19 protein-coding genes are annotated in these 25,132 nt (G+C 38.5%); 9 read left to right on the forward strand and 10 right to left on the reverse strand.

Features of this window, described 5'->3' with window-relative positions; all coding sequences use genetic code 11:
• Nucleotides 1–53: 53 nt before the first annotated feature.
• The 3 genes from D0T85_RS11445 to D0T85_RS11455 form a co-directional block, all read right to left on the reverse strand.
• Nucleotides 54–1,163 carry an Mrp/NBP35 family ATP-binding protein gene (locus D0T85_RS11445; protein ID WP_163213384.1) on the reverse strand — a complete coding sequence of 370 codons (1,110 nt, stop codon included), beginning with the start codon at nucleotides 1,161–1,163 and terminating at the stop codon, nucleotides 54–56.
• Nucleotides 1,164–1,277: 114 nt separating this feature from the next.
• Nucleotides 1,278–2,033: a tRNA (guanosine(46)-N7)-methyltransferase TrmB gene (gene trmB, locus D0T85_RS11450; RefSeq protein WP_163213386.1), complete on the reverse strand. Its 756-nt coding sequence runs from the start codon at nucleotides 2,031–2,033 to the stop codon at nucleotides 1,278–1,280.
• Between the two features lie 96 nt (nucleotides 2,034–2,129).
• Complete coding sequence (locus D0T85_RS11455) at nucleotides 2,130–3,146, reverse strand: branched-chain amino acid aminotransferase (protein WP_163213388.1); 1,017 nt, start codon at nucleotides 3,144–3,146, stop codon at nucleotides 2,130–2,132.
• Between the two features lie 319 nt (nucleotides 3,147–3,465).
• On the opposite strand from D0T85_RS11455, the gene D0T85_RS11460 reads away from it, so the two are divergent.
• From D0T85_RS11460 to D0T85_RS11475, 4 genes are all read left to right on the forward strand, one after another.
• Nucleotides 3,466–4,446 (forward strand): hypothetical protein, encoded by a 981-nt coding sequence (locus tag D0T85_RS11460; RefSeq protein ID WP_163213390.1) that lies wholly within the window; start codon nucleotides 3,466–3,468, stop codon nucleotides 4,444–4,446.
• Between the two features lie 92 nt (nucleotides 4,447–4,538).
• Nucleotides 4,539–6,395, forward strand: a complete 1,857-nt coding sequence (locus D0T85_RS11465; RefSeq protein ID WP_163213398.1) for a lipopolysaccharide assembly protein LapB — start codon at nucleotides 4,539–4,541, stop codon at nucleotides 6,393–6,395.
• An 804-nt stretch (nucleotides 6,396–7,199) separates the two neighbouring features.
• The gene (locus D0T85_RS11470) at nucleotides 7,200–7,709 is read left to right on the forward strand and encodes a cysteine peptidase family C39 domain-containing protein (protein WP_163213400.1); all 510 of its coding nucleotides are present in this window, start codon (nucleotides 7,200–7,202) and stop codon (nucleotides 7,707–7,709) included.
• Nucleotides 7,710–7,762: 53 nt separating this feature from the next.
• Nucleotides 7,763–10,099, forward strand: coding sequence for an outer membrane beta-barrel family protein (locus D0T85_RS11475; protein WP_163213402.1), 2,337 nt, complete (start codon nucleotides 7,763–7,765; stop codon nucleotides 10,097–10,099).
• 105 nt (nucleotides 10,100–10,204) lie between these two features.
• On the opposite strand, the gene rho is transcribed toward D0T85_RS11475, so the two are convergent.
• On the reverse strand, nucleotides 10,205–12,226 hold the full coding sequence (gene rho / locus D0T85_RS11480) for a transcription termination factor Rho (protein ID WP_163213405.1): 2,022 nt from the start codon (nucleotides 12,224–12,226) through the stop codon (nucleotides 10,205–10,207).
• Between the two features lie 263 nt (nucleotides 12,227–12,489).
• On the opposite strand from rho, the gene D0T85_RS11485 reads away from it, so the two are divergent.
• Nucleotides 12,490–13,323, forward strand: a complete 834-nt coding sequence (locus D0T85_RS11485) for a 4Fe-4S binding protein (RefSeq protein ID WP_163213407.1) — start codon at nucleotides 12,490–12,492, stop codon at nucleotides 13,321–13,323.
• Nucleotides 13,324–13,400: 77 nt separating this feature from the next.
• Here the strand turns inward: D0T85_RS11485 and D0T85_RS11490 are convergent, their stop codons facing one another.
• The 6 genes from D0T85_RS11490 to D0T85_RS11515 form a co-directional block, all read right to left on the reverse strand.
• A complete protein-coding gene (locus tag D0T85_RS11490) occupies nucleotides 13,401–14,747 on the reverse strand; it encodes an RsmF rRNA methyltransferase first C-terminal domain-containing protein (protein WP_163213409.1) in 1,347 nt (448 codons plus the stop codon).
• Nucleotides 14,748–14,879: 132 nt separating this feature from the next.
• Nucleotides 14,880–15,272 carry a hypothetical protein gene (locus D0T85_RS11495; RefSeq protein ID WP_203558463.1) on the reverse strand — a complete coding sequence of 131 codons (393 nt, stop codon included), beginning with the start codon at nucleotides 15,270–15,272 and terminating at the stop codon, nucleotides 14,880–14,882.
• Nucleotides 15,273–15,350: 78 nt separating this feature from the next.
• Nucleotides 15,351–17,189, reverse strand: a complete 1,839-nt coding sequence (locus tag D0T85_RS11500; RefSeq protein WP_163213413.1) for a WG repeat-containing protein — start codon at nucleotides 17,187–17,189, stop codon at nucleotides 15,351–15,353.
• Nucleotides 17,190–17,203: 14 nt separating this feature from the next.
• A complete protein-coding gene (locus D0T85_RS11505) occupies nucleotides 17,204–19,066 on the reverse strand; it encodes a WG repeat-containing protein (RefSeq protein ID WP_163213415.1) in 1,863 nt (620 codons plus the stop codon).
• 32 nt (nucleotides 19,067–19,098) lie between these two features.
• Complete coding sequence (locus tag D0T85_RS11510) at nucleotides 19,099–19,584, reverse strand: glucosaminidase domain-containing protein (RefSeq protein ID WP_163213417.1); 486 nt, start codon at nucleotides 19,582–19,584, stop codon at nucleotides 19,099–19,101.
• 174 nt (nucleotides 19,585–19,758) lie between these two features.
• The gene (locus D0T85_RS11515) at nucleotides 19,759–20,673 is read right to left on the reverse strand and encodes a ribonuclease Z (protein ID WP_163213419.1); all 915 of its coding nucleotides are present in this window, start codon (nucleotides 20,671–20,673) and stop codon (nucleotides 19,759–19,761) included.
• 119 nt (nucleotides 20,674–20,792) lie between these two features.
• On the opposite strand from D0T85_RS11515, the gene D0T85_RS11520 reads away from it, so the two are divergent.
• The 4 genes from D0T85_RS11520 to D0T85_RS11535 all read left to right on the forward strand — a co-directional run bounded on the left by D0T85_RS11520 (nucleotide 20,793) and on the right by D0T85_RS11535 (nucleotide 24,950).
• Nucleotides 20,793–22,019, forward strand: a complete 1,227-nt coding sequence (locus D0T85_RS11520; RefSeq protein ID WP_163213422.1) for a nucleoside permease — start codon at nucleotides 20,793–20,795, stop codon at nucleotides 22,017–22,019.
• A gap of 89 nt (nucleotides 22,020–22,108) precedes the next feature.
• Complete coding sequence (locus D0T85_RS11525; RefSeq protein WP_163213424.1) at nucleotides 22,109–22,687, forward strand: bifunctional nuclease family protein; 579 nt, start codon at nucleotides 22,109–22,111, stop codon at nucleotides 22,685–22,687.
• A gap of 3 nt (nucleotides 22,688–22,690) precedes the next feature.
• A complete protein-coding gene (locus D0T85_RS11530; RefSeq protein ID WP_163213426.1) occupies nucleotides 22,691–23,392 on the forward strand; it encodes a 16S rRNA (uracil(1498)-N(3))-methyltransferase in 702 nt (233 codons plus the stop codon).
• A gap of 7 nt (nucleotides 23,393–23,399) precedes the next feature.
• Nucleotides 23,400–24,950, forward strand: coding sequence for a DUF4836 family protein (locus tag D0T85_RS11535; RefSeq protein WP_163213428.1), 1,551 nt, complete (start codon nucleotides 23,400–23,402; stop codon nucleotides 24,948–24,950).
• Nucleotides 24,951–25,132 lie beyond the last annotated feature (182 nt).

The raw sequence follows: 25,132 nt of genomic DNA on the forward strand, positions 1-25,132 counted from the left end.
TATCCTTTTTATTCGTCTGTAAGTCCTTATTTAACCGGGATCATTACAATTCGTTATTTCTTACTTATTTCAACTATTTGTGTTGGCGGTTGTTCATCATTTCTGCGATTAACCTGCTTAACTACATTTTCTGCAATTGCTATAAATGCCTGTCCTGTAACCGAATCTTCATTAAGTACTACTGGTGTGCCTTCATCGCCTCCTTCGCGAATGCTTTGTACCAAAGGAACCTGTCCCAGTAAAGGTACCTGCATCTCTTCGGCAAGTTTGGCTGCACCATCTTTTCCAAAGATGTAATATTTGTTTTCAGGAAGTTCGGCAGGAGTAAACCAGGCCATATTTTCGATCAATCCAATAATGGGAACGTTTACTTTATCGTTGGTAAACATATTGATTCCTTTACGGGCATCGGCCAAAGCTACTTCTTGCGGTGTACTTACAACAATAGCACCTGTTAATGCAAGTGTTTGAACAATGGTAAGATGAATATCGCTTGTGCCGGGAGGTAAATCTATCAGGAAATAATCCAGTTCTCCCCATTCAGCATCGCCAATAAGCTGTTTCAATGCATTGCTTGCCATACCTCCGCGCCACAAGGTAGCTTGGTCGGGATCGACAAAGAAACCGATCGACAATAGCTTAACTCCGTATTTTTCGATTGGGATAATCATGTCTCGCCCATCTATTTTCTCGGCATAAGGACGAGCATCTTCTACATGAAACATTTTGGGCATGGAAGGGCCAAAGATATCGGCATCTAACAGTCCTACTTTATAACCCATCTTTGCCAGAGCCACAGCTAGGTTAGCTGCCACGGTAGACTTCCCTACTCCGCCTTTTCCGGAAGATACGCCAATAATATTTTTAACCTGTGGCAAGAGTTTACCTGCTTCGGGACGGGGTGCTTGCTTCGATTTTATATTGATGTTACCTACTATTTCAACTTCTTTATTTACATAAGTAAGGATTGCTGCTTCCGAAGCCTTAACAATAGATTTAATGAAGGGATCGGTAGGCTTTTCGAAAATCAGCGAAAAGGATACTTTCATTCCGTCAATGCGCATGTCATCGTCAACCATGCCAGACTCTACTATGTTTTTACCTGTTCCTGGGTATCTTACTGTTGCAAGCGCATCAAGAATTAGTTTGGGATATAATGTCATAAGTAATGAGTTTTGAGTAATGAGTTTTGAGTAGTGAGTAATGAGTAGTGAGTTATGAGTAATGAGTTTTGAGTTATGCGGCATCGTTACTCAAAACTCACTACTCACTACTCATTACTTCTTTTGTAGACTGCTTCTTTTACTTCGGTTGTAACTGCGATAAGAATCAAGTTCTATTTCTATTTCGGGTTCAACCAGATTACCTTCGGTAGGTAAAAGAAACTTTAAGTATTTAATATCTAAGCCGCGATCCAGCCATTGTTGTTCATAATAGGTTTTAATTCCTAATATATCATCAACTAACCCGGAGTTATACAGGTTTTCTGTAATAAACTCAACCGGCAGCTTGTTTTCTTCTATCATGTATTTGGTATAAGTGTACATGAAGTTGCTATCTGTTTTTACATGGATAATGCCTTTATCTTTCAGAAATTTGCGATAGCGTTCCATAAAATACGTTGAGGTGAGGCGTTTAGTAGCCTTCTTCATCTGTGGATCAGAAAAAGTAAGCCATATTTCGCTTACCTCGTCTTTTCCAAAGAAACGGTCAATAATTTCTATATTGGTACGTAAGAAAGCTACATTCTTCATGCCTTTTTCCAACGATTCGGTAGCGCCACTCCACATACGGGCACCTTTTATATCTACTGCAATGAAATTCTTATCTGGAAACATTGCACCCAGGCCAACGGTGTATTCGCCCCGGCCGCAACCTAATTCCAGCACAATTGGATTATCGTTTTTAAAGAATTCCTTATTCCATTTACCTGCCATTTCGAAAGGAATATTATCGGCAACGGAATAAGGATATTCAAATACATGCGGATAGCTTGCCATGTCGGCAAACTTCTGTAGTTTATTTTTTCCCACAACATTAAAAAGTTGAGAGTTGAGAATTGAGAGTTGAGAGTTAAAAGTTATGCCGTATGGTAACTCTCAACTCTCAACTCTTAACTCTCAACTAGTTTATAGTACTGTTACCCAATTATGAGTATCAGGCTCGTCGCCACATTGAATGGCCATTAGTTTATTATATAGTTTTGTACAAACCGGTCCTGCTTCGCCATCTTTACTAAAGATGTATGATTTATTTTCGTCTAAATCGTCTATTTTTCCCACAGGACTTATAACGGCTGCTGTACCACAGGCTCCTGCTTCTTCGAAAGTGCTTAGTTCCTCAACCGGAACAGGGCGGCATTCTACAGTCATTCCCAAGTCTTCGGCCAGAACCATTAAACTTTTGTTGGTGATTGAAGGCAGGATAGAGTCTGATTTCGGAGTGATGTACGAGTTTCCACGGATTCCAAAGAAGTTGGCAGGGCCACATTCGTCAATGTATTTTTTTTCTTTTGCATCCAGGTACAATACTGCCGAGTATCCTAAGCGATGTGCTTCTTCGCCTGCCATAAGGCTGGCTGCATAGTTACCACCTATTTTATAACGGCCTGTACCCAACGGAGCAACACGGTCGTAATGACGCAAAATAGCATAAGGAGAAGGTTTGAAACCTGTTTTAAAGTAAGGACCTACCGGGGTTACCAGCACCAGAAACATATATTCTTTGGCAGGCTTAACACCTACTTCGGCACCTGTACCAATTAATAACGGACGAATATAGAGAGAGGCACCACTTCCATAAGGAGGAACAAAGCGCTCGTTCAATTGTACTACTTTAGTAATGGCTTCTTCAAAACGTTCAACTGGTAACTCGGCCATCATAATACCCTGGCAAGATAGTTGCATACGTTTTGCGTTTTCTTCCATACGGAATATACGAACTTTGCCATCTTTTCCACGGAAAGCTTTTAATCCTTCAAATGATTCCTGGCCATAGTGAAGACAGGTGGCAGCCATGTGAATATTAATATACTCGCTGCTGCTTATTTCGAGTTCACCCCATGCACCATTGCGGTAATTGATTCTCACGTTATAGTCTGTTGGCATATAGCCAAAAGACAGATTTGACCAATCGATTTCTTTCATAATCCGTTATTGTTTTTTAATTCTCCAGCAAAAATACTTTTTATTATTTAAATGCTAAAGAGAAAGTTAATGATATTCAAGAATGAGTTAAAGCTTTTCAGCCGATAGCTATTTTTTGAGTTATAACTCCTGGCGAAACGATAACTTCTTTAACTCTTGGAAGAGTGTGAATGGCCTGTCTATATCGGGCTGAGAATAAAAACGGAACATATTGTTTTTAAACGAGTTACAATTCCCGATTGTCCATATTGTGTCTATACGAAGCATACATAAAAGCTATACATTTGTATAATTATAAATATAAAATACAAGAAACGCAATGTATACTTTTCTTTTTGATATGCAGCCCAACACTGGTAATGTACGAATAACATTGAAACTAGCCACCATGCTGTACGAAATGGGGCATGAAGTGTATTACACAGATACGTCGGACTCTGTATTTACATCCGGATTACTTGATAAAGGAATTGGTCGGGTGTATTATCCCAACGATCTCCATTGGTTTAGCCCTCACATGGTATTGTTGGATTATGGGTTAAAAGAAAAAGCAACATTTTACCAGCAACAAGGTATAAAATATATATTTATTGATGCACATTTATTGAATAGTGCACCTCAACACAAAACAGATGTGCCGGTAATGTACTTGCCACCCTCGGACGATGAAACACCATTACTACACAATCCGGATGATGCCATGATGGATTGGTTGTCCACAATAAAAAAAGATAAAAATAACATCCTGATAATTGGTCTGCTTGAAGAAGGAATGCCTCCACAAAAGCTCGACAGGTTTTACGAAGTAATCAAAAAAAGCTGCATAAATAACAAGCAGTACAAAGTAATGTTGCTAAGTAACAATGAACAAAACACTGCACAGCTGTCTCTTCTTCCGGATAATATGACTTTATATCGTTTCATGAATCTTTCGCCCATACTTCCTATGTGCGATATTGCCCTCATTTCTGGTGATTTGAATACAATGTTTGAAGGAATCAAAGCCCAATTACCTGCACTGGTTTACCCGGCAAAAGATGAGTACAATTTTCGCATCAGTCAGTATGTAAACCATGGGCTGGGCATATATAGTGAAGTGAAAAAAGTAACACCAAAAATGTTTGAACAACAAATAAACCGGATGATGCAAAACAAGATAGATATGTATGAAAAGCTGCAAAAAACCCAAGATGCATTCAACGATGAAAACGAACAATTGAAACAGAAAATTGCATACTTTATTAAAGACATGGAAGAAAATTTAAGAATGGAAGGAGCTAATTGGAGTTATAGGAGTTAAAGCTTGTCAGCCAATAGATTAAATCTATTTTTTTCTTTGAATTAATGAAAGTAAAGTTTACATTTGCGTACAAATAAAAATATCTGCTTACAATGAAAAGCCAATTCTTATTTATTATACTAGTTCTATTTTTTTCTTCCTGCACTCACCAAAAGGATGAGGCCCTGCTACCCGAACTTATTCGCGCTGAATCCATTATGTATCAACACCCCGACAGTGCATTGACAATATTAGAAAAAATGCCTATGCCTGTTGCCTCTAACCGCCTGCAACATGCCACTTGGTGCTTGTTACTTACACAAGCACGGTATAAAAATTATATCGACGAATCGAACGATTCGTTAATAGACATAGCCTACCAGTATTTTATGGAACAAGATAATCCGCATAGAAAAGCATTGGCTTTGTATTTGGAAGGGGCACTAAACGAAGAATGGCGTGAGGCAGAAAAAGCTACGCAATTTTATTTGGATGCAAGCAAAGAGATTGAAAAAACAGAGGATTATCAACTGGGGCATCTGATATATTCGGGGTTGGGGAATATATATATATATCGTCAATTGTATCAATACGCAGAAGAAGCTTTTATAAAGAGTTTGGATTATGCTAAATTGTCTGGAAATAATTCCTATATATCTGCTGCATTGTCCTATCTTGGTAGAATATCTGCTTCCTTAAAAGATTGGAAAAAAAGTGTTGAGTATTATAAGATGTCTGCTGAAGCTGCAAGAAAAACGAAAAATATACGAGCGATCAATCGTGCACTAAATGAACTGTCTTCAGTGTATACTCGAATGGGAGAGTATTCGCATGCTCTTGAATATATTCAAAAATCACTTGATTTGAAAATGGACCAAAATATGGATTTGCCCCAGAATTTACTAACAATAGGTGATCTTTATCGATCAATAGAAAAAAATGATTCAGCATACTATTATCTAAACAAATCTTTGTTAACGGATAACATTTACACAAAAAGATCTGCATACAAAGCTTTATATTATTTAAGTCAGAAAGAAAAGAAATATAAAGAGGCTATAGGGTATGGAGATAAATTTCAGTTCTATTCAGATTCCATTCATAAAATAGAACGTGGTCGTGCACTTATTGAAATGCAGGAAAAATATAATCAGGAAAAAGTTATAAATGAAAAGAATCAGTTGAAAATAGAAAGAGACCGTGTGGTTCGTAATTCATTAATACTGTTAATTGCACTACTAATTATTATAGCTCTTTTGATTTTTGTATATCAACGCAAATTAATACGAAAACAACGTACTATTCAAAAACATCAGGAAGAGATAAAAAACTACACCTTGAAAATTTTTGCAAATGAATCGCAAATTAGCCGAAACGAAAACCGGATAAGCGAACTTATGGCAGAAATGGAACAGAACAATGATGTTCAGGAACTGTTGGAAGAACAACAAAAAGCCATAACCGAAATTCAAATTCAGAATGAAGCTTTAAATAAAGAAAACAGTGAGTTGCAAAAAAATGTATCCCTCTATTCAGCATCGTTGAAAGAAAAATTACAGGAATTGGAAACTTTAATGGTTTTATCCGAGGAAAACAAATGCTTGCGTAACCGCGAAAAATTTCTTTGCACCCATTTATTAGAATATATAAAGGAACTGAATACCTTAAAGAAGAAACCTAAATACCTGGACACAATACAGTGGGCAGAAATACTAAGAACCATGAATTGGTTATTCGATAACTTTGCCGAACGACTAGCCAAAGAATTTCCGCAACTTACTGAAGACGATATACAACTGTGTTGCCTGATAAAGCTAGGTATACCTGTTGCAAATATTGCTACCATAATAGCAATACTACCTACATCTGTATCTAAACGAAAACTCAGATTGAAAGAACGGATTATGCAGGGATTGGGAAAACCGTTCGGCAAGAATCAAACACTGGATGTTTGGATACAAAACTATTAATCGGGAAGTGTTGCATGTGTATTTTTATCTATCTATAAATAATTACAATTTCCTTATGCTGCAAAACGCAATTTCAAAATGCAGCATTTCACTCTTTCGAAATGCAGCATTTTGATCCAACGAAATGCAGCATTTCGTCAATGCAAAATGCAGCATTTTGAAAATAGGCTATAAAATCGGCCTTGTGGCCCGTATAAAGAGGGGTGAGTAAGGTGTTTTTTTTATTTCTTGCCTTTTGTTGGCTGTAAAATTACTAAACAACAAGTTGTTTATTGGATGCATTTTTCATCATCTTTACCCTTTTCTCTCACTTTAACGCTTTTGTATTTAATTAACTCTTCGTTTTCTTGCAACGATTCACTCCAAATGCTTTTTCTGTTCTACCAGCATGCTTCTCTGTAACTTTCTTTGGAAAACTCTGTAGCTCTGTTTGGAAAACTCCGTAGCTTTCTTTGGGAAACTCTGTAATTCGCCAAAGAAAACTACGGAGTTTTACAAAAACAGAATACGGGAATGATAGTAATTTCAAGTTACCAACATTCCCGTATTATATCTGCTATCTTATGCTATGCTAAAGATACAAAAATTGGGTGATATATGCAAATCGTGTTAACATTTGGCAATATTTTTAGCAGGCATCGTTATTTTTTATCGAATAGAGATATACTGTCTATATTGAATGAAAAATAAAACATTAATGCGCTTATTATTAAGTATTTAAAGTTTTTAATTGTCTATATACTGTCTATGCCTCAAGTGCTAAAAAGCCATACATTTGCAACAGTTAAAACAAAAGAATACAGTATGCCATCAAATTTTGATAGAAACATTCGCCGAACATTTATTCGTGCCAAGGAGCACAATATCGATCCCGATGTTGCCTGTCTGGCATCAGTTATCCGTTACTATGGCGGAACTTACTCCATTCCCCAACTCACCGAGTGGGCTTCTGTTGAAGATGGTAAGATAACCCTTATGGGCATGAAACATGCAGCCATACAATCCGGCTTTATGGCCGATATAAAGGTACTTACTATGGATCAGTTAATGAAAACCCGCTTGCCTACAATCATCTTCTTCAAAGATCAGGTAGGACTGGTAGGTTATGTGGTGTGCTACGGCATGCATGGAGAGCGCTTTGTTGTGGGCGAACCCACATTCTCCTTTATGCAGTACTTTCCCTGGCAGATGGAACAAATGTGGATTAAAGGTATTGCATTAGACCTTTTTCCGCAACAATCTTTCTTCGAGGAGCGCAGAAAGGAAGCCATAGAGAATGAAAAGTTTACATGGAAGTGGTGGAAGAAAGACTAAAATGCACTACCTTTGTCAACTTTTGTAAAGACTGGAATATTAACTACATAATAATGAAACGAACAAAACTTCTCTTAGCATTTTTGCTTTATGTGCTTTCAACAACTGCTCAAAGTGTAACCGGAGTAATTACAGATGCACAGCAACAACCCATTGAGTATGCCAATGTTGTGCTACTGGTACAACAAGATTCAACCTTTATTGCAGGGGCAGTGACCGATGCCGGTGGTAATTTTACAATCAGCGCATCAGTATTAACTGTAAAACCTTGCCTTATACAGATAACCAACATTGGCTATAAAACAACGTACCAACCGATACAGGCTGGGCATATTGGAACGATTATTCTTGAGGCCGATACACAGATGTTGGATGAAGTTGTTGTGAAAGGTAATCTGCCTGTTACCCGCCTTAAAGCCGGTGCCATGATAACTAATATTGAAGGAAGTGTACTGGCGCAAACAGGAACAGCACAAGATATGTTGAACTATATCCCCGGAGTGGCTTCGCAAAAAGGTAGTCTCCAGGTGTTGGGACGTGGCACACCGGTGGTTTACATCAACGGCAGGCTAATGCGTGACAGTTCTGAACTGGACCAGCTATCGGCCGACAATATTAAATCGGTAGAAGTTATAAACAATCCGGGTGCAAAGTATGATGCATCGGTAAAAGCAGTGATTCGTATTCAAACCAAGAAGCCTGTGGGCGAAGGTTTTGGATTCAGTAACCGCACGTTTGTTGATTACGATGATAAATATTGGGATGCACTGGAACAAGTGAACCTTAATTATCGTACCGGAGGACTCGATATCTTTGGAATGTTATTTCTATACCAATACAAAGACTGGCACGAATTTACTCTAACGCAAGATTCGTACCTGGACAAGCATTGGAACCAATTGTTTCAAGCCAACGGGTATAATAAGACCCAGAATTTGATTGCCGATTTCGGAATGAATTATGCCTGGAACTCCAAACATTCGGTAGGTTTTAAATATCGCTACGACCGCACTCCGAAAGGACGCTACTTTAGCAATTTTGATACGGCAATAAAGGCCGATGATCTACTGTACGAGAACTCGCAAAGTGTAACCTCGCTTGATGGACAGGATACACAAAACTCCATAAACATGTATTATAACGGAACGGTAAACGATTGGGATATCGACTTTAATACGGATTTATTGTGGACAGATGAACACGAAAAACAAGATGCGCAAGAAACCATTACCCCTGTTACGGGCACTGGATATGCACAGCAAGTAACTACTACCAATAAAACCAAAAATAGGTTGTATGCTTCGAAATTGATATTGGCGCATCCGTTGTTAGGTGGTAATTTTTCTTTTGGTGGCGAATTTTCGTACACCAACCGTACAACCAACTATCGCAATAAGGAGGGTGTATTGGAGAACGATGACAACGAAATTAAAGAAAAAAATACAGCAGCCTTTGTTGAATACAGCCGTGAATTGGGTAACTTGCAACTACAAGCCGGGTTGCGTTACGAACATGTAGTGTTCGATTATTACGACGAGGGCGTACTGCAAAACGAACAATCAAAGAAATACGATAACCTGTTTCCTTCACTTTCGGCATCTATGCCAATAGGGAATGCACAGTTGCAACTAAGTTACGCACAAGATATTGAACGCCCCGGATTTTATTCGCTTCGTAGTAGTATATATTATGCCAATCACTATACCTACGAAACCGGTAATCCGTTTTTACGTCCATCCATCAGCCATAACGTTTCTCTAACAGGGGTTTACAAATACTGGCAGGTGAGTGCAGCTTATGCCCGACGCGAAAACGATGTAATATTAAGTACAGTGCCCTACTCGGAAGAGAATCCTAATATTGTATTGTTTAAACCTATCAATTCAAAATCTTACAACACTGCTTATCTCACAATAAATGCTACACCTACCATTGGCTTCTGGTCGCCACGGTTCACAGTTATGCTACAAAAGCAGTGGTATACTGCCAATACGGCTTTTGGAATGAAAGATTTCGATCGCCCCCGGGTGTATATGCGTTGGCAAAACACGTTCAAACTGCCTGCAAACATCTTGTTTAATCTCAACACCAGTTGGAGCAGTAAATACAATACACTGAACACCTATATAAACAAAACGAGTTGGGGCATTGATGCCGGACTGAGTAAGAGTTTCTTTAACGACAGATTAACTGCACAATTAAATGGATATGATATTTTCCTGACCCGCCGAAGTAGCCGTATCAGTTACGAAGGAACTTATTATGTAATGGGTAAAAATGAAACGCCCAACATGCGTAGTGTAAGACTCACCATTCGTTATCGTTTTAACCAGGGAAGAAACAAGTACAAAGGTACTGGTGCAGGAGAGTCACAGAAGAACAGGCTGTAATGTGCTAATGTGCCAATGTGAAAATATGCCAATGTGCCAATTACTTTGCAGTATCCGCATTGTAATTGGCACATTGGCATATTTTCACATTAGCACATTAATTCCTTAGCTATTCATACTCATCAGGAATTCATCGTTGTTCTTGGTTTTTTCAAGACGGTCCTTAACAAAATCCATAGCTTCGATAGGATTCATATCCGATAAGTACTTGCGTAATATCCACATACGGTCAAGGGTTTGTTTGTCTTGCAGCAAGTCGTCGCGACGAGTACTTGATGCCACAATGTTAACAGCAGGGAATATACGTTTATTAGAAAGATTACGATCGAGCTGTAACTCCATGTTACCAGTACCTTTAAACTCTTCAAAGATAACTTCGTCCATTTTAGAACCGGTATCAATCAGTGCAGTAGCTATGATGGTAAGCGAACCACCGTTTTCAATATTACGTGCTGCCCCAAAGAAACGTTTGGGTTTATGTAGTGCATTGGCATCCACACCACCCGAAAGTACTTTACCCGATGCCGGCGATACAGTATTGTAAGCACGAGCCAAACGAGTTATTGAATCGAGGAAGATAATCACATCGTGACCACACTCTACCAACCGTTTTGCTTTTTCAAGAACAATGCCTGCAATCTTTACATGGCGTTCGGCTGGCTCGTCGAAGGTAGAGGCAATAACTTCTGCATTTACGCTTCTGGCCATATCGGTAACCTCTTCGGGGCGTTCGTCGATAAGCAACATAATCATATATGCTTCGGGATGGTTCGAGGCGATTGCATTTGCAATATCCTTCATCAACAAGGTTTTACCGGTTTTAGGCTGAGCCACAATCAAAGCACGCTGACCTTTACCAATAGGCGCAAACAAATCTACAACGCGGGCAGAAAGTGAATCGGAGTACCCATTGCGGCAAAGCTTGAATTTCTGATCCGGGAAGAGTGGAGTTAAGTGATCAAAAGGAACGCGGTCGCGTACATAAGCTGGGTCGCGTCCGTTGATTTTCGATACTTTCACCAGTGGGAAGTATTTTTCTCCTTCTTTCGGCGGACGGATTACACCTTCTACCACATCTCCGGTTTTTAATCCGAATAGTTTGATTTGCGATTGCGATACATAGATATCGTCGGGCGAAGACAGGTAATTATAGTCGGACGAACGTAGGAATCCGTAACCATCTTGCATGATTTCCAGTACACCGGTACCGGTTAATATATTGTCGAATTCGTATGGTTTTTCTCTTTCAATAACTTTGCGTTCCTGTACAGGCTGTTGTACGGGTCCTTCAACATATCCACCACCGTTATTATTTCTTTGTACCGGCGGACGTTGATTATTATTATTATTGTTATTGGGAACAACACGAACACGTTTGGGTTGTTGCTGTTGCTGTTGTTGAGGTTGGAATTGTTGTTGTGGTTGTTGTTGCTGAGGTTTTTCTTGTGGTTTGGTTGGTTCTACTTTTGTAGCTTCAAATTTGCCTAGCAACTCGGTTGGTAATTCCATTTTTACCGAAGGTAGATCTTCTATTGGAATGAAATCATCTACAACACTTTCAGGGGTTGTTTCAGGAAGCTCTTTTACCTCTTCCTTTTTATTTTCAATGAGTTTTATTTCTTTTTTAGGCTTTGCAGGTGCCTTTTCCTTAACTTCTTCAACAACTTCTTTTTCGGTTGTTTCGGCTATCGGTTCTTCGGTTTTTTTGCTGCGGGCTGCCGGTTTCTTTTTGGCAGGAGCCTTGGTTTCTTTTTCTGCTGCTACAGTCGGTTCTGTTTTAACTTCCTTTTCTTCTTTTTCTTTTTTAGAAGGGGCTTTTTTGGCTGGTTTAGCAGGCTCCGTTGCAGCTTCGGCTTTGTTTACTTCACCGTTTTTAGAAGCGCTTATTACTTTATCGGCTTCTTTTTTCACACTTACGCGCGACCGTTTTTTCTTATCGTCTTTTCGCTCTTCTTTTATTTTATCGGCTGCTACTTTCTTTGTTGCTCCCGCAATAGCTTGTTCATCAAGAATCTTGTAAACAAGTTCTTCTTTTTTAAATGAATCGGCTTTTTTTATGCCCAACTCCTGAGCAATGGTTTGTAGTTCCGACAGACTTTTGTCGTTTAATTGAATGATGTTATACATACGTATAAATAAGTAGTTAATATATTTTTTGTAATTATTTCAGGGTTATATGTAGGTAGGCAAAGCATAACTATGATACTACAGAGTTGCTAGTATTGTAATTTGTTATTATGAATATGAGTAGGGATAATTGCTATTGAATTGGAAATCTGGATATCAGAGTTTAAATCAACGGTGCAAAGATAATAACAAAATTTGATTTTGATGCATTTTTCTAAATTTTAAGCATAAAAACAATATATTTGCAGCTTAACATCACAATTATGGAACTTACAAAAGCGCATTTGGTTTATTTTTCGCCCACCTTTACTTCTAAACAAGTAGCAACTGCAATTGTTCAGGGAACGGGTATTGAAAATGTTTCTGAAATAGATTTAACCTACCATTCTCCCGGAAGTGTTCAAATCCCTGCAAACTCTCTTGCTATTATAGTAGCACCGGTATATGGAGGTAAAATAGCTCCTCTTGCTATGAAGAGAATGGAAGAAATTAAAGGTGATAATACTCCGGCGGTACTGGTTGCTGTATATGGAAACCGGGCGTACGAAAAAGCTTTAATGGAACTTGACATCTACGCTGTAAGGCATGGTTTTTCGGTAATAGCGGCTGCCACTTTTGTAGGCGAACATTCATTTAGTTCTGTGCAAAACCCTATTTCACAAGGCAGACCCGATAAGGATGATTTAGCTTACGCACAAAACCTGGGCCGGGAAATTGCAGAAAAAGTATTGAATGCTACAGATGTGGAAGGATTACATCTTGTTGATGTACGTGCCATACAACGTCCGAAACAGCCATTCTTCCCTCTTTTGGGCTTTATGAGAAAGGTGATGGCTTTGCGCAAGAAAAATGTTCCTATGCCAAAGGCTCCGGTTACCGATAGCAACAAATGTACTCATTGTGGTGCATGTGTAGAATTATGTCCTAACGAGGCCATCCTTGCCGGAGATGAATTACATACCATTGCCGAGAAATGTACAAGGTGTTGCGCATGTGTAAAGGGTTGTACACAGGATGCCAGAGAGTTGAATACACCAATGGCCCCTTTGTTATCTAAATATTTTCAGAAACAGAAATTACCGCAAAGCTTAATTTAAGTTGAGAGTTGAGAGTTGAGAGTTACGATGCCGCATGGTAACTCTCAACTCTCAACTTAAAGCCCAACTCTCAACTCTCAACTCAAAGCCAATGCCTTAACCTCTTCCGGCAAATATCCACTGCGGATTCTCCATTCCTGTGGGTACAGATTATTTGCACGATTACCCAGATTCTTCACAAAACCCAGAATCTGTTGCTTGTAAGTAAGTAAAACAGTTCCTTTAGGATAAGTGGGATCGAGTACAATTGTCTCCCGCCTCAAGTAGCTTATAGCCTGCTCATAAGTAACCTCTACTTGGGGATATGTGTTTCTTTGTTCCACATTCGTCATAGCCAAAGCGTGCGAAGGTATAATGTCTTTTCCCTTCACTGTACCTAAAGAAATACCGGATTGTAGCACTCTTAGCTTTTGTTCCAACACATCCTGTTCCGGTTTGTAGTATGAAGATCGTATTATTTCCTCGGTCTGTACCTTTTTATTCTTTTTATTTGAAGAGCTTTTCCGCATTACCGGAGAAAAAGAATCATCCGGATGTTTCTGTAAAACGCTCATAAAGAAGCCCTCGCCCTTCACCTTGTGCGGAAAGAAACGATATACATTCAACTTCTTATCTGTCAGGTCGTTCACTAGTTCGATACCAGATTCATGTTGTACGTTCACTGTGGTTGCTCCTAATTCACGGGTTATCCAGTCTACATTTTCTTCGTTCTCCTTTGTATTAAAGGTACAAGTGCTGTAAACCAATATGCCACCGGGTTTTAACGACGACCAGATATCTGCAATAATACGTCTTTGACGTTGCCGGCATATCTCTACATTTGCAGCACTCCATTCGCCAATTGCACCTTCGTCTTTACGAAACATGCCTTCGCCCGAGCAGGGTACATCAGCCAGAATAAAATCGAAGTACACATTTGTTTGTGCAAAATCGGCCGGATCATTGTTGGTTACCATTACATCCGGATGACCCCATTTGGTTATGTTTTCTGCAAGAATCTGCGAGCGGTTACGTATCACTTCATTGGCAACCAGCAAACTACCATCGGGCAACAAGCTTCTTAAATGTGTAGATTTACCTCCTGGAGCAGCACAGAGATCAAGTGCCAGCACAGGATTGGTAACTACTTGCTTTACTGCTTGTTCCAGAAACATAGACGATGCCTCCTGCACATAGTAAACCCCGGCATGAAACAAAGGATCGAAGGTAAATGTTAAACGTTCCGGCAAATAATATCCGTTGTTGCACCAGGGTACCCTTTTCAGTTGAGCGTTGAGCGTTGAAAGTTGAGCATTGTTTACCTTACTGGGGTTAATACGGATGCTAACGGGAGATGGTTCTTGCAAGGAATTGATGAGACGATTGGCTTCATCTTCTCCTAATAAATCATGTATCTGTGCGATAAAATCAATGGGTAAATTCATTTATGCTAATGTGCGAATATGCTAATGTGTCAATATGCAAATGTGCAAATGGACTAATGACTAAATAATATGCAAATTAAATAATTATTTTATTATTGTGTAGCTAATTAGCCCATTTTCTACATCAACACATTAGCACACATTGGCACATTCTACTATTGTACTATATAGTAGTCCTTGTGAATTGTATTGCATAAACTTTTCGCACCTTCCTTCTTTGTCTAAAGAACCTTCCGATTTCGAAACTACCAAAAAAGTGTCTACACAGTAAATACTTTCTTCAATTACAGGATTTCCCAACATTTTGATTTGTTTCCAAATGAGTTTTTCGTTAGTATTCCTTATTTCATACACGTTAGGTTCTATTGCTTTTTTTACATACAACAAGTCATCATCCTGATCATAACACTTAGTGGAAACAATATCTCCTTCTCTATCGAAAGTGTATATCCATGCATAATCTATGGTTTTATATTGTGTCAAATGTGTTCCAGGTGGTTCCGCATTCACTGCAAATCCATTCACTTGTTGCGTCGGGTTGCCAGCCACATTTAGGATTTGGGCATTTAATATTTTCGTAGTTCATACTATTATAAATAACAATTACCATTCTTCTATAATCTCCCCATATTCATTATATATACTTCGGTCGAGGTAGTATTTTCTTTTATACATACCAGATATTCCAGATATTCCATAATTGTGCGCTTTGGCAGGTACAATAAATTCTCCTTTTCTATTAATTAAACCACACTTCTTGTTGTACTCAGCAACTGTTATCCCATGCAAAAAAGGTTCTGCTCTATCATAAATCAATGGCAATACAATTTTTCCGTTAACATCAATAAATCCACATTTTCTATTTTTATCAGTAACAACAGCTAAACCTTCGGAGAACTCTGTTGCTCTTAGATACTGTGTTAGCGGTATTGCCTGTTCGCCTGCTTCATCAATAAACATTACCGGTCTTTCACCTCTTCCCACTGATACGCTCACTAATGCCCTTCCGTTTGTATAGTCGCTTATCTGGTCGTAAGTTACAGGCAAAACGGTTTCGCCTTTAGTATTTATTAATCCGCATTCATCATCTATAAAAACACGTATTATATCTTCGCTGCCTTCAATGCCTTCAATCCTGTCGTATATATAAGGTGTTACAGCTTTCCTTTCTGCATTCCACAATGCCTTTTTTCCGTCTTTTTCAACAGAAACACAAGTGTTTGTAACTGCCCTTACAGATTGTATCTCGGGTATTTTTACTAGTTGCTCCTTGTCGGTATCCAGAAAGTAAATCTCGTAAACAGGCTTCTCCTCTTCATTGTTTTGCGTTTTAGTATAGTAATATAAATCATTTTTCTGATACAAATTTTTATAGGTGGAGTACATCACAAGTTCGCCTGCCTGATTTAAAAAGCAGTTTTCTTTTTTGTTGGTATCAAACGCGTAAATCAGTTTTTGAATATTGGGATTTATGTTTACTAAAGTAAAATCAATTTGCTTTGATATTGTGTTGGTAGGCATATACACAATAAACGAACTTACATTGCCCCTGAAAAAGCCCGTATAGCTCTTTTCATTATTTATTGGTGGTAGTTTAGAGTATGTTTTTCTTGCGGCTTCCTTCAACTCATCAACTGTTTTAAAATTGTTGGCTTCATTTACAAGTTTTTTTAAAGCCTCAGCATATACTTTACTTGTCTCCTTTACTCCTTTTGTTCCCGATGAAGATAATGAAAGTTTTAAAACTTTGCCTTCATCGTTTAAAGTAATGATTTTTTCATAATTCTTGGCCTTACCTGTAAAAATAAGCTCGGCCATATTACCTTGCTTTTTAGCAACTTTAATGCTTCCACCATCAAAATTTACTTCATCTGTAAACTCGTATTGTTTATAATCTTCGATATAGGAATAGCTAATGGTGGTTTGTATACTGTCTATTACCTTGGTTGTATTCAAATCTCCCCAGCTATAAAATTTCTGTATTTTATCGTCAACACTACCATCGTGAAAAAATATTTTATTAGCTTGGTAATCTGCATTTCCGGAAACTTCATCAATATTATCTACCCGTACCTTGATTGTGGTTTTTGGATATTTATAGTATTGTAATATATAAGCATTGGCAGAGAATTTTTTGTATTCCTTTTCAATATCTTCAGGTTTCGCAAATGTTGGAAACTCGGAGTATGACTCGTCTTCCTTGGCATATTCTTTGGGAGTTTCGTTTCCGAAAAAAGAACCGCCATCAAGCAAATCATCAAGCTGCTGATAATTCTCATATTCTTTTTTCAGAAATTCTTTTGCTTCGTCAAGGTTCATTTCATCAAATTGAGAAATAAATTCATCAACTACCTCTTGTGAGTTGCTTTCAACAGAACAGGCTGTTAGTAATACAATTGTAGGGAGTATTATTCTGATGATTGTTGTGAATGCTCTTTTCATTTTCATTATTATTATTAATATTCTTTTTCTTCTATAATCTCCCCATATTCATTATATACATTTCGGTCGAGGTGGTATTTTCTTTTATACATACCAGTCATTGAATAACCGTATGATGTGGCAGGTACAATAAAAGTTCCTTCTCTATTAATTAAACCATACTTTCCGTTGTACTCAACAAGTGTTATCCCATGCGAAAAAGGTATTGCGTCATCATAAATTAATGGCAATACAATTTTTCCGTTAACATCAATAAATCCATATTTTCTATTTTTATCAGTAACAACAGCTAAGCCTTCGGAGAACTCTGTTGCTTTCAGATACTGTGTTAGCGGTATTGCCTGTTTACCTGCTTCATCAATAAACATTACCAGTTTTTCACCTCTTTCTACTGATATGTTCACTAATGCCCTTCCGTTTGTATAGTCGCTTATCTGGTTGTAAATTACAGGCAAAACGGTTTCACCTTTAGTATTTATTAATCCGCATTCATTATCTATAAAAACATGTATTATATCTTCACTGCCTTCAACACGTTCAATCCAATCGTATATATAAGGTGTTACAGCTTTCCCTTCAGCATTCCACAATGCCTTTTTTCCGTCTTTTTCAACAGAAACACAAGTGTTTGTAACTGTCCTTACAGATTGTATCTCGGGTATTTTTACTAGTTGCTCCTTGTCGGTATCCAGAAAGTAAATCTCCCTGACAGGGTCCTCATCTTCATCATCTTCATCGTTTTTCGTTTCAGTATAATAATATAAATCATTTTCCGGATAAAAGTTTTCATTGTTGGGGTACATCACAAGTTCGCCTGCCTGATTTAAAAAGCAGTTTTCTTCTTTGTTGGTATCAAACGCATAAATCAGTTTTTGAATATTGGGATTTTTGTTTACTAAAGTAAAATCAATTTGCTTTGATATTGTGTTGGTGGGCATATACACAATAAACGAACTTACATTACCCTTGAAAAAGCCCGTATAGCTCTTTTCGTTATCATTTATCGATGGTAGTTTAGAGTATGCTTTTCTTACAGCTTTCTTCAATTTATCAACTGTTTTAAAATTGTTGGCTTCATTTACAAGTTTTTTAAAAGCCTTAGCATATACTTTACTCATCTCCTTTGCTCCTTTTGTTCCCGATGAAGATGATGAAAATTCTAAAACTTTGCCTTCATCGTTTAAAGCAATGATTTTTTCATAATCCTTGGCCTTACCTGTAAAAATAAGCTCGGCCATATTACCTTGCTTTTTAGCAACTTTAATGCTTCCGCCATTAAAATTTACTTCATCTGTAAACTCGTATTGTTTATAATCTTCAGCATAGGAATAGCTAATAGTGGTTTGTATACTGTCTATTACCTTGGTTGTATTCAAATCTCCCCAGCTATCAAATTTCTGTATTTTATCGTCAACACTACCATCGTGAAAAAATATTTTATTAGCTTGGTAATCTGTATTTCCGGAAACTTCAATTTCAATTTCATCTACCCGTACCCTGATTGTGGTTTTTGGATATTTATATTCTTGTATTATATAAGCATTGGCAGAGAATTCTTTGTATTCCTTTTCAATATCTTCAGGTTTCGCAAATGTTGGAAACTCGGAGTATGACTCGTCTTCCTTAGCATATTCTTTAGGAGTTTCGTCTCCGAAAAAAGAACCGCCATTAAACAAAGCCTCAAGCTGCTGATAGCCCTCATATTCTTTTTTCAGGAATTCTTTTGCTTCGTCAAGGTTCATTTCATCAAATTGAGAAATAAATTCATCAACTACCTCTTGTGAGTTGCTTTCAACAGAACAGGCTGTTAGTAATAGAATTGTAGGGAGTATTATTGTTTTTCTGATGATTGTTGTGAATGCTCTTTTCATTTTCATTTTTATAGTTTATGAGATAAAATAATGCCAGCTTACTTCTGAAACTCCTCCAAAGACTTTATTAATCCAATAAGTTCCTCACCATAATAATGTGAGCTGGCCCATATAGACCCCATTTTTCTTACTGTGGGGGCAATTCCTTTTAAATATTTATAGTGGCGAGGGTCTTTGGTTTGTGCTTTAGGATAACCGCTTACTCCGGCATACAGTGCCAGGTGGTCCAGGTGGGCCAATACGCCGTCTCTCCACGATTCAAACCTCATGTGGTCACTAAGATGATCGCCATTTCTACCTCGTCGTTTCATCCCACAAGTGTTTTTGGCACCAACATCTACAATGCCGCCAAAGTGTCCATAACCGGTTTCTTTTGCTGCCTGACAATAAGCAATTACCGGATTAATACCTATCCGACATGCTTGTTCCCAATATATCTCGGCTAGTTTGATAAACTCTGGTGTAGCATTTCTTCTATAAGCCCACTCTTTTGCGGCTTCACAATCGGTTGTGGGATGAGCCATTATAAGAATATCTGTATGTGCGAAATGTGCGAATGAATTTAATTGGAACAAAAAAAAGATAATAAATAGTGTGCTTTGTCTTCTCATGATTTTAATGTTTGCTTTCAATTGGCTTATTGACTGCAAAGATATTTATTGAATTCTATCAATAAAACAATATTGTATTTTTTTTTGCTACACTTCGATACACAATAATTCTTTGGCCAAAACTGTATTCTCAAAAACAGCTGAGGCCTCATTCAGTAGTATGTTCTCTTCTTCGTACCTTGCCGAAAAATGTCCGATAACCAGTTTTTTAACTTCCGCAGCCTTTGCCAGTTGTGCTGCCTGTTGTGCGGTAGTGTGGAATGTTTCTTTTGCCCGTGGAAGTTCGGCCTGAGCAAAAGTTGCTTCATGAAACAACAAATCTACACCTTTTATCTGCTCTATGACAGATTCTACATATCGGGTATCCGAACAATAAGCATATTTACGCGCCGGAGATGAAGGACGGGTTAACCGACTATGAGGAACAATTTCGCCATCAGGAGTAATATAATCGGCACCGTTTTTAATTCGGTTCAGTTCGTAAACCGGAACGTTGTAAGCATCAATCATATCTCGTATAATATGGGCCGGAGGTTGCTTTTCGGCAAACAGAAAACCACAACAGGGAATACGGTGTTGCAGGGGTATAGTGGTTACACTAACCGAACGATCATCGTATATTACAGTTGGTTTATTGGTAACGAACTCATGAAAATAAATTTTATAAAGAAGATTGTTACAGAAATACCCCAGCAGAGGAGAGAACAACTCTTCAAGGCCTTTGGGCGAATAGATATGCAAATCGGCAGTACGCCCCAACAATCCAAATGTAGAAACAAGCCCCAACAGTCCGAAACAATGATCGCCATGCAAGTGCGAAATAAATATATTATTTAAACGCGAAAACTTAAGATGCGATTTGCGTAACTGTAATTGTGCACCTTCGCCACAATCAATCATAAATAGTTTCTCGCGTATGTTCACAACCTGCGAAGTTGGGAAATGACGGGTTGTAGGTAGTGCAGAGCCACATCCCAGAATGTGTAGTTCAAATTTCTCCATCCTGCAAATATACCCGATAAATACTATAATAGAAAATATTATTAATAGAGAATAACAATAGTAAATTTATCCAAAAATTGTATCTTTGCACACGCCAAGCTATATTTAAAGCAAAGTATATGAGTATAAAGCTACGTTTAATAATCATGAACTTCCTGCAATATTTTATATGGGGGTCCTGGTTAATATCTTTTGGAAGTTATGTAGGCAACAGCCTGGGGTTTGACGGAGTGCAAATCGGAAGTTTTTTTGCGACAATGGGGATAGCCTCTCTCTTTATGCCCGGATTGATGGGAATTGTTGCCGATAAATGGGTACCTGCACAAAAATTGCTCGGCCTTTGTCATTTGCTTGGGGCGCTATCTCTTATAGCTGCATCTTTTCAAACAGAGTATGGTTTACTGTACACCTGCATGCTATTAAGCGTTATCTTTTACATGCCTACCCTTGCATTAAGCAATTCGGTTGCATACAATGCGCTTGAAAAAGAGGGGCTCGATATAGTTAAAGACTTTCCACCAATACGTGTTTGGGGTACCATTGGTTTTATTGCAGCCATGTGGGTGGTGGATTTCAGTGGATTCAAACTGAATCACATGCAGTTATGGCTCTCGGCAGTGGCTGCTCTGGTACTGGGATTCTATGCATTCAGTCTGCCTAAATGCGAAATAACCAAAACCACTACAAACAAATCGTTGGTCGACTCACTGGGCTTGCGGGCTTTTACCTTGTTCAAGGATAAAAACATGGCCATCTTCTTTATTTTCTCCATGCTTTTAGGAGCGGCTTTACAAATTACCAATAGCTTTGGCGACTTGTTCTTGAGCAGTTTTGCCAGCGACCCGCAATATATCGACTCCTTTGGAGTAAAACACTCAGTTGTTTTATTATCAATATCCCAGATATCCGAGGTGGTGTTTATTCTTACCATACCGTTCTTTTTAAAGAAATTCGGTATTAAGAATGTAATGCTTATCAGTATGTTTGCCTGGGTATTACGCTTTGGGCTATTTGGTATTGGAGATCCCGGTAGCGGCTTATGGTTGCTATTGCTTTCGAACATTGTGTACGGAATGGCATTCGATTTCTTCAATATCTCGGGTTCGTTGTATGTTGAACAAACAACCAATTCGTCTATCCGTGCAAGCGCCCAAGGTGTATTTATGATTATGACCAACGGTGTTGGTGCCGTACTGGGATCGTATGCCGCCGGATTGGTAGTAAACCACTACACCGAATTTAATGCCGGATTCCGTACCGGAGATTGGCAAAGCACATGGTTTGTGTTTGCCGCTTATATGATTGTAGTTGGTATTCTGTTCGCAATTATCTTTAAGAAGAAATAAGTTTTGAGTTTTGAGTTATGAGTTTTGAGTTATGATGCCGCAGGGAAATAACTCAAAACTCATAACTCAAAACTCATAACTCAAAAAATATGGAAAAGATAGAATTAAAAGTTATAAATATATCAAACAGCCAGGCACAGGCCTCGGCTTATGCTATGGTGTTGCAGGAGGTAAACGGCGACCGTCAGTTACCTATTATTATAGGTTCGGCCGAGGCACAATCCATAGCACTGAAAATGAAGGATATAAAAGCACCCCGCCCACTAACACACGATTTGTTTACATCGTGCCTCACCCTTTTTGATATTTCGATAAGCGAGATACTTATTTACCGGGCACACGAAGGAGTGTTCTATTCATATATCTACTTTAAGAAAGGAGATTCGGAAATCCGGATCGATGCACGCACATCCGATGCCATTGCATTGGCAGTACGTTTTTACAGCCCTATTTATATTTACGAATCAATTCTTGCACGAGAGAGCATTACCATACAAGAAAGACAGGCTATTGAGGAAGAAGAAGCCGAAAAGAAAGAAAAAGAACAAAACACGTTTGCCAAAGAAAGTCTGGACTCTTTAAAGAATGCACTAAATAAAGCCATTGCAGAAGAAGATTATGAACTCGCTTCTCTGTTACGTGATGAAATTCAACGACGCGAACAATAACTTATGCATATATTCTATACACCGGATATCCGTAACAAACCGGAATTACCCGAAGAAGAGGCAAAACATTGCCTGAGGGTACTTCGCCTTTCGCAAGGAGATGAGATTACTCTGACCGACGGAACCGGACATTTCTACAAAGCCGAGATCAGTGCTGCCGACAATAAGCGTTGTATGGTATCTATTAACGAAACCATTTTTCAGGAGCCATTGTGGAAAGGCCGTTTGCATATAGCTATGGCACCCACTAAGAACATGGACAGAAACGAATGGTTTGCCGAGAAAGCAACCGAAATAGGGTTCGATGCACTTTCTTTTTTGAACTGTCGGTATTCGGAACGCAAAGTAATCAAGACAGATCGCATTGAGAAAATCATGGTGTCGGCTATGAAACAATCGCTCAAAGCACGCCTGCCCGAAATAAATGAAATGATCTCATTCAATGATTTCATTACTCAACCACATAAACAACAAAAATATATAGCGCATTGCTACAAAGGAGAGAAATCAATGCTTAAGGACATACTTGAACCCGGAGCCGATGCTCTGATTTTGATAGGTCCTGAAGGAGACTTTAGTGAAGAAGAAGTAAAGAAAGCTATTGATAACGGTTTTACCCCCATCAGTCTGGGGAAATCCCGTCTGCGTACAGAAACAGCAGCCCTTGCGGCATGTTTTACATTCAATTCTATTAACCAATTATAATTTGTGTATGAAAATGAAGAAAATCAATCAGTTAGTACTTTCGGCCGTATTATTGGTCATGACAAGTGCTTGTTCAAAAACCGCAGGCGATTATACACAGGTAATTCCTGCTGATGCTAATACAGTGATAGCTCTCGATCTCAATGCAATGACCAACAAAGCTGGTTTGAACGACAAAGAGAACCAAGCTTTACAACAAAAAATGATCGAAACAATGACTAGTGGGCTTAAACCTGCTACTGTTGCTCAGATAGAAAAGATCATGAAGAGTCCGGAAGAATCTGGTTTTGCTGTGAAATCACCTGTATATATGTTTACTACTCCTGCATCTACCGATCCTATGGTAGTAATGAAGGTAGCCGATGCTAAGAAAGTACAGGAGTTCCTTAACTTTATGGTAGAAGAGAAAATATCAGAAGGCATAGTTGATAAAAGTGGTTACAAATTCATGGAAAGCAACGGTGGCTTTATTGCATACAATGATGCAGCTGCAATTGTAGGTAATGTAAACCGCAACTTCCAGGAAAACAACATTGCAACATTCTTAAAAGCTAAAACAGAAGAAAGTATACAATCAAACACCTATTTCCAGAAACTACAAAGCAAGAAGGGTGATGTATTATTCTTTACTTCTTTAGAAGCATACTCCGACGAGATTGTTCGCCAAATGCGCCAGATGGGTACAACTCTACCCGAGAACATAAATCCTAAAGATTTTAATATCGTTGGAGATTTCTCTTTTGAAAAAGGCAAACTTGTTTCGCATATAGAATTTGTTACTCAAAACGAGGAGCTTAACAAGCAAATTAAAAACAGTAACAAATCGATGGGCAAAGTTAAAGCTAACTTCATGGGCGATTTCCCGGCAGCACCTCTTTTCTTTGGAACCTTTAATGTTAACGGAGGAGAACTTTACAAGATGTTAATGGAGAATCCTGAGTTTAGCAAATCAATGGAAGAAGACAGCGAAGCTGCTGCTGTAGCTAAAGAACTTGTTGAAGCATTTAATGGTGATGTTTCGCTTGCATTACTGAATGTTACAATGGCAGACATGCCTACCTTTGTTGCTTATGCCGACACTAAAAAGGATGACGCACTGGATGTTATTTACAAAAACAAAGACAAGTTCAATTCGAGCAGAGAAAGTCTCGTTGAACTGGCTCCACATCAATATCAATATAAATCGAGAGAGTTTAACTTCTATTTCGGAGTAAAAGACAACCGGATGTATATGACCAATGATGAGAAAGTTTATAAAGGAACAACCAACTATACCCAAACATTGAAAGATGCCCGTTATTCTTCGAGCATTAAAGGTAAAACAATGTACATGGTTCTTGATATTGATGCTATCCTTGCACTTCCTGTTGTTCAGATGATGGCTAGCTTCGGCGGACAAGAATATAAAACTTATATCGACATTTTTTCTAAGTTCTCTTACTTGGAATTCTCGTCTACTGATAGTCAGAAGGTTGAAGTTTCATTGTATACAACCGACAAAGATACCAATGCATTGAAACAAATTGTTGATACTGTAAAAGAGTACTCAGGAATGTAATTGTATGTATAGGTAAGTGTTCATAATTAGTTATCAATTGCCGTCAGCTTTAGCAGACTGTGTGAAAACGTCCTCCTCCGCCCTTTGGGCACCTCCTCCGAAGGAGGATAGCTGCGCTATACAATGTATCCGCAGGGTATCCCCCTTTGGAGGGGGTAGGGGGAGGATGTTTTCACACAGTC

The organism is Bacteroides sp. 519, assembly GCF_010500955.1.
GTDB lineage: Bacteria > Bacteroidota > Bacteroidia > Bacteroidales > Bacteroidaceae > Bacteroides.

What these genes read in the sequence shown, in the direction of transcription:
- D0T85_RS11445 (WP_163213384.1), bottom strand. Translation starts at nt 1,163, where the DNA reads ATGACATTATATCCCAAACTAATTCTTGATGCGCTTGCAACAGTAAGA.
- D0T85_RS11455 (WP_163213388.1), bottom strand. Translation starts at nt 3,146, where the DNA reads ATGAAAGAAATCGATTGGTCAAATCTGTCTTTTGGCTATATGCCAACA.
- D0T85_RS11460 (WP_163213390.1), top strand. Translation starts at nt 3,466, where the DNA reads ATGTATACTTTTCTTTTTGATATGCAGCCCAACACTGGTAATGTACGA.
- D0T85_RS11465 (WP_163213398.1), top strand. Translation starts at nt 4,539, where the DNA reads ATGAAAAGCCAATTCTTATTTATTATACTAGTTCTATTTTTTTCTTCC.
- D0T85_RS11470 (WP_163213400.1), top strand. Translation starts at nt 7,200, where the DNA reads ATGCCATCAAATTTTGATAGAAACATTCGCCGAACATTTATTCGTGCC.
- D0T85_RS11475 (WP_163213402.1), top strand. Translation starts at nt 7,763, where the DNA reads ATGAAACGAACAAAACTTCTCTTAGCATTTTTGCTTTATGTGCTTTCA.
- rho (WP_163213405.1), bottom strand. Translation starts at nt 12,226, where the DNA reads ATGTATAACATCATTCAATTAAACGACAAAAGTCTGTCGGAACTACAA.
- D0T85_RS11485 (WP_163213407.1), top strand. Translation starts at nt 12,490, where the DNA reads ATGGAACTTACAAAAGCGCATTTGGTTTATTTTTCGCCCACCTTTACT.
- D0T85_RS11490 (WP_163213409.1), bottom strand. Translation starts at nt 14,747, where the DNA reads ATGAATTTACCCATTGATTTTATCGCACAGATACATGATTTATTAGGA.
- D0T85_RS11500 (WP_163213413.1), bottom strand. Translation starts at nt 17,189, where the DNA reads ATGAAAAGAGCATTCACAACAATCATCAGAATAATACTCCCTACAATT.
- D0T85_RS11505 (WP_163213415.1), bottom strand. Translation starts at nt 19,066, where the DNA reads ATGAAAATGAAAAGAGCATTCACAACAATCATCAGAAAAACAATAATA.
- D0T85_RS11510 (WP_163213417.1), bottom strand. Translation starts at nt 19,584, where the DNA reads ATGGCTCATCCCACAACCGATTGTGAAGCCGCAAAAGAGTGGGCTTAT.
- D0T85_RS11515 (WP_163213419.1), bottom strand. Translation starts at nt 20,673, where the DNA reads ATGGAGAAATTTGAACTACACATTCTGGGATGTGGCTCTGCACTACCT.
- D0T85_RS11520 (WP_163213422.1), top strand. Translation starts at nt 20,793, where the DNA reads ATGAGTATAAAGCTACGTTTAATAATCATGAACTTCCTGCAATATTTT.
- D0T85_RS11525 (WP_163213424.1), top strand. Translation starts at nt 22,109, where the DNA reads ATGGAAAAGATAGAATTAAAAGTTATAAATATATCAAACAGCCAGGCA.
- D0T85_RS11530 (WP_163213426.1), top strand. Translation starts at nt 22,691, where the DNA reads ATGCATATATTCTATACACCGGATATCCGTAACAAACCGGAATTACCC.
- D0T85_RS11535 (WP_163213428.1), top strand. Translation starts at nt 23,400, where the DNA reads ATGAAAATGAAGAAAATCAATCAGTTAGTACTTTCGGCCGTATTATTG.